The following is a 7,858-nucleotide window of genomic DNA, read 5'->3' as shown; positions in this document are numbered from 1 at the left end:
CGCCGGACCCAAGCGGCACCGGCACCGTCTGCGCCACCTGTTCACCCCCCACTCCCACGACTCGGCCGACAAGGTCGACACGGCGCTGGAGAGTTCGGCGCGCGGCATCCGGGCGCTCTGGGTCTCCCTCGGCGTGCTGGGCCTGACGGCCCTCGCGCAGGCGGTCGTCGTGGTGATGTCCGGTTCCGTCGCCCTGCTCGGCGACACCGTGCACAACGCCGCCGACGCCCTGACCGCGGTGCCGCTCGGCATCGCCTTCGTCCTCGGTCGTCGGGCCGCCACGCGCCGCTTCACGTACGGATACGGCCGGGCGGAGGATCTGGCGGGCCTCGTCATCGTCCTCACCATCGCCGCGTCGGCCGCGTTCGCCGGCTGGACGGCTCTCGAACGGCTCCTGGACCCACGGGACATGAGCCACGTGCCCGCCGTGGCCCTCGCCGCCGTGCTCGGCTTCCTCGGCAATGAGGGAGTGGCCCGCTACCGCATCCGCGTCGGCCGTGAGATCGGCTCGGCCGCGCTCGTCGCCGACGGACTCCACGCGCGTACGGACGGATTCACCTCGCTCGCCGTGCTGATCGCCGCGGGCGGCTCCGCCCTCGGACTGCGGTTCGCCGACCCCGTGGTCGGCCTCCTGATCACCGCCGCGATCCTGCTGGTCCTGCGGGACGCGGCCCGCGAGGTCTTCCGCCGCGTCATGGACGCCGTGGACCCGGCGCTCGTCGACACGGCGGAGCGGGCACTCCTGGAGGTGCGGGGCGTACGAGGCGTCGGCGAGCTGCGGATGCGCTGGATCGGCCACCGGCTGCGCGCCGAGGTGGCGGTCGTCGTGGACGGCTCGCTGAGCGTCCGCGAGGCACACGAGGTGGCCGTCGAGGCCGAGCACGTACTGCTGCACGCCGTGCCCCGGCTTACGGCCGCCCTCGTGCACGCCGACCCGGAGCCCGCCGCCGGTGAGCGCGACCCTCACCTGGCCCTGGCCCATCACACGCCCGCCTGAACCCCCCTGTGGTGCGGGTCACATGACATGGCGGGAACTCGGCGGGGGCGCGGGCCGACTCCTTGTCCGGTCCGGTCGCAGCCGGGCCGCGGCCCGTAGATCCAGGAGAACCACTCATGCCCGCCGAACCCACCGTCCTCGCCGAAGGCGACGGGCAGCAGCCAGTCGAACCTCCGGAGCCGACCGAGACCTCGGAGGTCCGGCCCGCGGGAAAGCGGTCCGGCTGGGCGTCGTTGCGCCCGCTCGTCCTGCGGCTGCACTTCTACGCCGGGTTGTTGATCGCCCCGTTCCTCCTCGTCGCGGCCACCACGGGCCTGCTGTACGCGTGCTCGTACCAGGTCGAGAAGATCGTGTACGCGGACGAACTGCGCGTGCCCGTGGCGGCGGGCAAGAGCGAACTACCCCTGGCGCGGCAGGTGGCCGCGGCCCGCAAGGCGCACCCGGAAGGGACGGTCGGCGCGGTCCGGCCCGCACCGGAGGACGGCGCCACCACCCGCGTCCTGCTCTCCGGCGTGCCGGGCGTCGACCCCGACCGCACGCTCGCCGTCTTCGTGAACCCGTACACGGGCGAGGTGTGCGGCGCGCTGGAGCAGTACGGGGCATCCGGCGCCCTGCCCCTGCGCACCTGGATCGACGAACTCCACCGCGATCTGCACCTCGGCGAGCCGGGCCGGCTCTACAGCGAACTCGCCGCGAGCTGGCTGTGGGTGATCGCCGGCGGCGGCCTCGTCCTGTGGTTCGGGCGCCGCAGGTCGCAGCGGAAGCTGCGGAACCTGAAGAGCGCGACGGGCCGGCGCCGCACGCTGTCCCTGCACGGCTCCGTCGGCGTGTGGGCCGCGCTCGGCCTGTTCGTCCTGTCGGCGACCGGTCTGACCTGGTCGACATATGCGGGCCAGAGCATCAGCGACCTGCGGGAGGCCATCGGGCAGACCACGCCGAGCGTCGCCGCGGCCGGCGCGGGCGAGCACTCCGAACACGGCGGCGCGGCCGGTTCCGGCGGCACCGGGAAGGCCGCCGACGTGGGCCTCGACGCCGTCCTGAAGGCGGCGCGCGGCGAAGGGCTCTCGAACCCGGTGGAGATCATCCCGCCCGCCGACGCGTCGTCCGCGTACGTCGTCAAGCAGGTCCGGCGCAGCTGGCCCGTGAAGCAGGACTCGGTCGCCGTGAACCCCGCGAACGGCGAGGTCACCGACGTCCTGCGGTTCGACGACTACCCCGTACTCGCGAAGCTGACGCGGTGGGGCATCGACGCGCACTCCGGTTCGCTCTTCGGCGTCGTCAACCAGATCGCGCTCGCCGCGCTCGCCCTCTGTCTGATCCTGCTGATCGTGTGGGGATACCGCATGTGGTGGCAGCGCGGCCGCGGGACCTCGTTCGGGCGGCCCATGGCGCGCGGCGCCTGGCAGGACGTACCGGCGCACATCCTGGTCCCGCTGATGGCGGCGATCGCGGTGCTCGGCTACTTCGTGCCGCTGCTCGGCATCCCGCTGGCGGCCTTCCTCGCCGTGGACATCGCGCTGGGCGAGATCGCCTACCGGCGGGGCCGCCGGACTCCGTAGCGAGGAGGTTCGGGCAGATGTGTGTGACCGGCCCCTGAGCGGGCAGTCGAAAGGTGGGCCCCGCCGTGTCTCCCCCGTCGCGGCGGGGCTCCTCCGTGTATCGCCGAGGCGCCCTGGCGCCGGCCTGGTCGCGGGCCATGGGTGCGGGCCGTGCGTGGGGGCCATGGGTGTGGGCCATGGTGTGGGGTCACCGCACCGGGCCGAGTCACCGGCATTCCCTATTCCTGGAACGCGTTCTACTGTGTGCGCCGTCAAGTCCGAGGCCGAGCGAACCAGTGAGCGCCTGGAGGGGCCGTGCACCTCGAATACACGCCTGAGCAGCAGCGGTTGCGCACCGAGCTGCGTGCCTACTTCGCCGAACTGGTGCCGGACAGCGTCCACACGCGGTACGCCGACCGCGCCGCCCAGAAGCGGTTCTACCGGGAGACCATCCGCCGCCTGGGCACGGACGGCTGGCTCGGCGTCGGCTGGCCCGAGGAGTACGGCGGGCGCGGGCTCTCGCCCATGGAGCAGTTCATCTTCTTCGACGAGGCCGCCCAGGCGGGCGTCCCGCTGCCGCTCATGGCCCTCAACACCGTCGGCCCGACGATCATGCAGTTCGGCACGGAGGAGCAGAAGAGCTACTTCCTGCCGAAGATCCTCTCCGGAGAGCTCGACTTCGCCATCGGCTACAGCGAGCCCGACGCGGGCACCGACCTCGCCTCGCTCAGGACCAAGGCGGTCAGGGAGGGCGACGAGGACAGCGGCCACTACACGGTCAACGGACAGAAGATCTGGACGACCAACGGCGACACCGCCGACTGGGTCTGGCTCGCCGTCCGCACCGCCCCGCCCGAGGAAGGCGTCCCGCCGCACAAGGGCATCACCATGCTCCTCGTCCCGACGACCGACCCCGGCTACTCCTGCACCCTCATCAACACCCTCGCCTCGCACGACACCACCGCAAGCCACTACGAGAACATCCGCGTCCCCGCCTCCCGCCGCGTGGGCGAGGAGAACAAGGGCTGGCGCCTGATCACCAACCAGCTCAACCACGAACGCGTCACCCTCGCCGCCCACTGCACCATGGCCATCCGCGCCCTGCACGACGTGCAGCGCTGGGCGATGGAGACCAAACTCGCCGACGGCCGCCGCGTCATCGACCTCGCCTGGGTCCGCCGACGGCTCGCGATGACCCACACTAAGCTCGACGCGATGAAGCTCCTCAACTGGCAGATGGTCAACGCCGTCCAGGAAGGCACCCTCACCCCGCAGGACGCGTCCGCCGTCAAGGTCTACGGCTCGGAGGCGCGCCGCGACGCGTACACCTGGCTCATGGAGGTCGTCGGCGCGCCGGGCGCCCTGAAGGAGGGCTCGGCGGGCGCGGTCCTCCACGGCGAACTGGAGCGCGGCTACCGCTCGGCGGTGATCTTCACGTTCGGTGGCGGGAACAACGAGATCCAGCGCGAGATCATCTCCTGGATCGGCCTGGGGATGCCCCGGGTCCGGCGCTGACCTCAGGTGGCCGTCCGCTGTCCCACGTGGTGCCACTGGGCCGTGCGGCGGCGCAGGACGTCCAGGACGGAGCGTACGAAGACCGCCTGGATGAAGGCGTCGTAGAGGAGTTCGGGGAGCAGCGGCAGCACAAGGAGGGGTGCCCGCCGGCCCGCGCGCCAGACCGTGAGCAGGCGTTCCACGGCGAAGGCCGCCAGAGGGGAGCGGCGGCACAGGGGCAGCACCCCGCAGCTGACCGCGGCGGCCACGACCACCGCCCGGCTCGGCCCTTCGCCCTCCACGAGCCCGGGCAGAAAGGCGACGAGCGCGAAGAGCCCCACCGAGGCCAGCCATGCCCGCAAGGCGCGTGCCATGTCCCGACAGTAGATCCAGGCCGCGAGCGGAGCCACCGCGCGAGGGCGCTTCCACGTGCCGGGGCCGGTGGGCGACACTGTGGACCGGACGGCGCGGCGGAGTGGCATAAACGGGGAGCCGCCCGCTGCGGAACGTCTCAGGAGGTGCACGTCCATGCCCGAGCCCGAGCACATACGTGAACCCGACCCCGGCCTCTTCGGCCCGGCGTCGGTGACCTGGCAGCTCCACTCCGACCCGATGATGTGGATCGCCGGGATCCGCGCCCTCTACCTCCAGGCCCTGCACCCCCGCGCGGTCCGCGGCGTCATGCACAACAGCGACTTCCGCAGCGACGCCTGGGGCCGCCTGATGCGCACCGCCCGCTTCGTCGGCACCACCACCTACGGCACCACCGAGGCCGCCGAGAAGGCGGGCGCCCGCGTACGCAAGATCCATACGATGCTCACGGCCACCGACCCGGACACCGGCGCGCGGTACCGCGTCGACGAGCCCGAGCTGCTGCTCTGGGTGCACTGCGCGGAGATCGACTCCTACCTCCACGTCGTCCGCAGGTCGGGGATCCGGATGCCGGACGCGCTCGCCGACCGGTACGTCGACGAGCACCGGCAGAGCGCCCGGCTCGTGGGCCTCGACCCCACAGCTGTACCCGGCTCGACGGCGGAACTCGCCGCGTACTTCGCCGAGGTGCGCCCCGCGCTGGCCGCAGGGCCCGACGCCCGCGCCGTCGACGACTTCCTGCGCGACCCGCCGACGCACCCCCTCCTCGCCCCGGCGCGCGCCCTGCTGTGGCGGCGCGTGGCGTCTTTGGCGTACGCCTCCCTGCCGTCGTACGCCCATGAGCTGTACGGCAGAGCCGCCCCAGCGTCCTCCACCGTGACCCGGCGCCTGACCCTCACCGGCACCGCCCTGCGCGCCGTCCCCGCGCGTGTGCGCTGGCAGCTTCCGCCCAAGCACATCCTGCGCGCCATGGCCCGCCTCGGCCCCGGCAGCCGCCCGGCCCCGTACAAACTCGACAAGGGGGACGCCATACTGGACGGGCCGGGGAGGGCGCAGCGAGGCGACGGGGGCGACAGCGGGAGATGGCGGACACCAGGCTGATCCAGGGCCGCTACCGGCTCCTGGATCTGATCGGGCGCGGCGGGATGGGCGAGGTGTGGCGGGCGCGCGACGAGTCGCTCGGACGCCAGGTCGCCGTCAAATGCCTCAAACCGATGGGGCCCCAGCACGACCAGTCCTTCACGCGCGTGCTGCGCGAGCGCTTCCGGCGCGAGGCGCGCGTCGCGGCCGCGCTCCAGCACCGCGGCATCACCGTCGTCCACGACTTCGGCGAGTACGAGGGCGTGCTGTATCTGGTGATGGAACTCCTCGAAGGCCGCAACCTCAGCCAGCTCCTTGAGGACAACAAACAGCAGCCGCTGCCCGTCGCCGACGTCGTGGAGATCGCCGACCAGGTCGCCGCCGCCCTCGCGTACACCCATGAACAGGGCATCGTGCACCGGGACCTGAAGCCCGCGAACATCATGCTGCTCTCGGACGGCACCGTGAAGATATGCGACTTCGGCATCGCGAGGCTCGGCGTCGACATCGGCTTCACCTCGCGCCTGACCGGCACCGGCATCGCCATGGGCACCCCGCACTACATGTCGCCCGAGCAGATCAGCGGCGAACCGGTCGACCAGCGCAGCGATCTGTACTCCTTCGGGTGCGTGCTCTACGAGATCGCCACCGGCGCCCCGCCCTTCGACCTGGAGGACGCCTGGGCCGTCCTCGTCGGACACCGCGACACCGTGCCCGCCCCGCCGCGCCGCCACCGCGGCGAACTGCCCGCCTATTTCGAGCACATCGTCCTCGACCTGCTCGCCAAGGACCCCGGCGACCGGCCCCCGGACGCGCGCGACCTGCGCCGCCGCATCTCCGCGGGCCGCGCCACACCCCCGTACGTCCCGACCGTCCTCACGCCCCCAATGCGCAGGCCCCAGCAGCCGCCCTCCGGTGAGCCGCGCCTGCCCTCCTGGACCCGCGGCATGACCACCGGACACAAGGCGAGCGGCGCCTCCGTGCTACGCACCACCCCGCCCGACGCGGCGGCCGGACTGACCGGCGAGTGGATCCCGCGCGCCGACACGCGCCGCACCCCGGCGCCCCGCCGGCCCGAACGGCCGACCCCGTCACCGGAGTTGGTCGCCACGCTCGCCGGCCGCCACAACGCGGGACTGAGCCTCGGCAGGCTCGGGCGCTGGGCGGAGGCGGGCGAGGTGCACCGCGCGGTCGCCGCCGAACGCGAGCACGCTCTGGGGCCCGACCACCCCGACACGCTCGCCAGCCGGTACGAGGTCGGCTTCACGCTCAGCCGCACCGGACGCGCCGCCGACGCCCTGCGCGAGTACGACAGGGTCGCCCGCGGCCGGGAGCGCTCCCTCGGCCCCGAGCATCCGGACACGCTCGCGGCCCGCCAGGAGATGGCGTACGTACTGGGCCAGTTGGGGCAGCACTTCGAGGCGCACCAGATGTACACCTCGGTGCTCGCCGCCCGGGAACGGACGGCGGGCCCCGACCATCCGGACACCCTGCGCTGCCGCCACAACCTCGCGTACAACCTCAGCCGGCTCGGCCGCCTGGAGGACTCCTACCGGCTGGCTCAGGAGGTGGCGGCGGCCCGCGCGCGCGTCCTCGGGGCGACCCACCCCGACACCCTGGTCACCCGCTACGAAGTCGCTTACGCGCTCGGCCAGTTGGGACGCTGGCCGGAGGCGCTGCAGACCTACCGCGAGGTCGCCGACGCGCGGGTGCGGGCGCTCGGCGCGGACCACCCCGACACGCTCGCCGCCCGCTACGAGGTCGGCATCAGCCTCGGCAGGCTCGGCCGCAGCGCCGAGGCCCTTGAGCTCTACCGCGACCTCGTCGAGGATCGTACGCGCGTCAGCGGCCCCGCCGACCCCGAGACGCTGCGGGCGCGGCACGGGCTCGGTGTGAACCTCGGCCGCCAGGGCCGCTGGGAGGAGGCGCTCGCGGAGGCCCGGGACGTCTGCGCCATCCGTGAGCGGGTCCTCGGCCCCGACCACCCCGACACGCTGGTGAGCCGCCGCGAGGTCGCGGTGGGCCTCGGTTGGCTGGGCCGCTGGGCCGACGCCCTCACCGAGTACCGCGCGGTGGCCGCCGCCCGCGAACAGGTCTTCGGCCCCGACCACCCCGACACGCTCGCCAGCCGCAACGACGAGGCGCACTGCCTGGAACAGCTGGGCCGCGGCACGGAGGCGGTGGAGCTTTACCGCAGGGTGGCGTCACTGCGTCAGCAACGAGCGTCCGGGACGCTGTGAGCGGCCTCGTCCCGCGAGGCGCCCTGGCCGCCGGTCATCGCCGGGCCCCCGGCGGGCTGCCCACCCGCGCTCAAGCTCACCCGCGCTCAAGCCACCCGCGCTCAAGCGCCCCCGCCCCCCGAGCCGCCGTGCTAGGA

6 protein-coding genes are annotated in these 7,858 nt (G+C 73.2%); 5 read left to right on the top strand and 1 reads right to left on the bottom strand.

Translation table 11 applies throughout. The features are described 5' to 3' along the window. Window positions 1-28: 28 nt before the first annotated feature. The 3 genes from GKQ77_RS22605 (at window position 29) to GKQ77_RS22595 (ending at window position 4,050) form a co-directional block, all read left to right on the top strand. Window positions 29-997 carry a cation diffusion facilitator family transporter gene (locus GKQ77_RS22605; RefSeq protein ID WP_258021768.1) on the top strand — a complete coding sequence of 323 codons (969 nt, stop codon included), beginning with the start codon at window positions 29-31 and terminating at the stop codon, window positions 995-997. 116 nt (window positions 998-1,113) lie between these two features. Further along, on the top strand, window positions 1,114-2,556 hold the full coding sequence (locus GKQ77_RS22600; protein ID WP_219690761.1) for a PepSY-associated TM helix domain-containing protein: 1,443 nt from the start codon (window positions 1,114-1,116) through the stop codon (window positions 2,554-2,556). Window positions 2,557-2,850: 294 nt separating this feature from the next. Then, window positions 2,851-4,050 (top strand): acyl-CoA dehydrogenase family protein, encoded by a 1,200-nt coding sequence (locus tag GKQ77_RS22595; RefSeq protein WP_219690760.1) that lies wholly within the window; start codon window positions 2,851-2,853, stop codon window positions 4,048-4,050. A gap of 2 nt (window positions 4,051-4,052) precedes the next feature. Here the strand turns inward: GKQ77_RS22595 and GKQ77_RS22590 are convergent, their stop codons facing one another. After that, window positions 4,053-4,403: a hypothetical protein gene (locus GKQ77_RS22590; protein WP_219690759.1), complete on the bottom strand. Its 351-nt coding sequence runs from the start codon at window positions 4,401-4,403 to the stop codon at window positions 4,053-4,055. 154 nt (window positions 4,404-4,557) lie between these two features. Between GKQ77_RS22590 and GKQ77_RS22585 the strand changes: the two genes are divergently transcribed. Both GKQ77_RS22585 and GKQ77_RS22580 read left to right on the top strand, forming a co-directional pair. Next, on the top strand, window positions 4,558-5,502 hold the full coding sequence (locus GKQ77_RS22585; RefSeq protein WP_219690758.1) for an oxygenase MpaB family protein: 945 nt from the start codon (window positions 4,558-4,560) through the stop codon (window positions 5,500-5,502). Beyond that, window positions 5,484-7,721, top strand: a complete 2,238-nt coding sequence (locus GKQ77_RS22580) for a serine/threonine-protein kinase (protein ID WP_219690757.1) — start codon at window positions 5,484-5,486, stop codon at window positions 7,719-7,721. Before GKQ77_RS22585 ends, GKQ77_RS22580 begins: the two co-directional genes overlap by 19 nt. Window positions 7,722-7,858 lie beyond the last annotated feature (137 nt).

Source organism: Streptomyces anatolicus (assembly GCF_019400875.1).
GTDB classification, from domain to species: Bacteria; Actinomycetota; Actinomycetes; order Streptomycetales; family Streptomycetaceae; genus Streptomyces; species Streptomyces anatolicus.
This window is presented reverse-complemented; position numbering and strand designations above follow the sequence as displayed.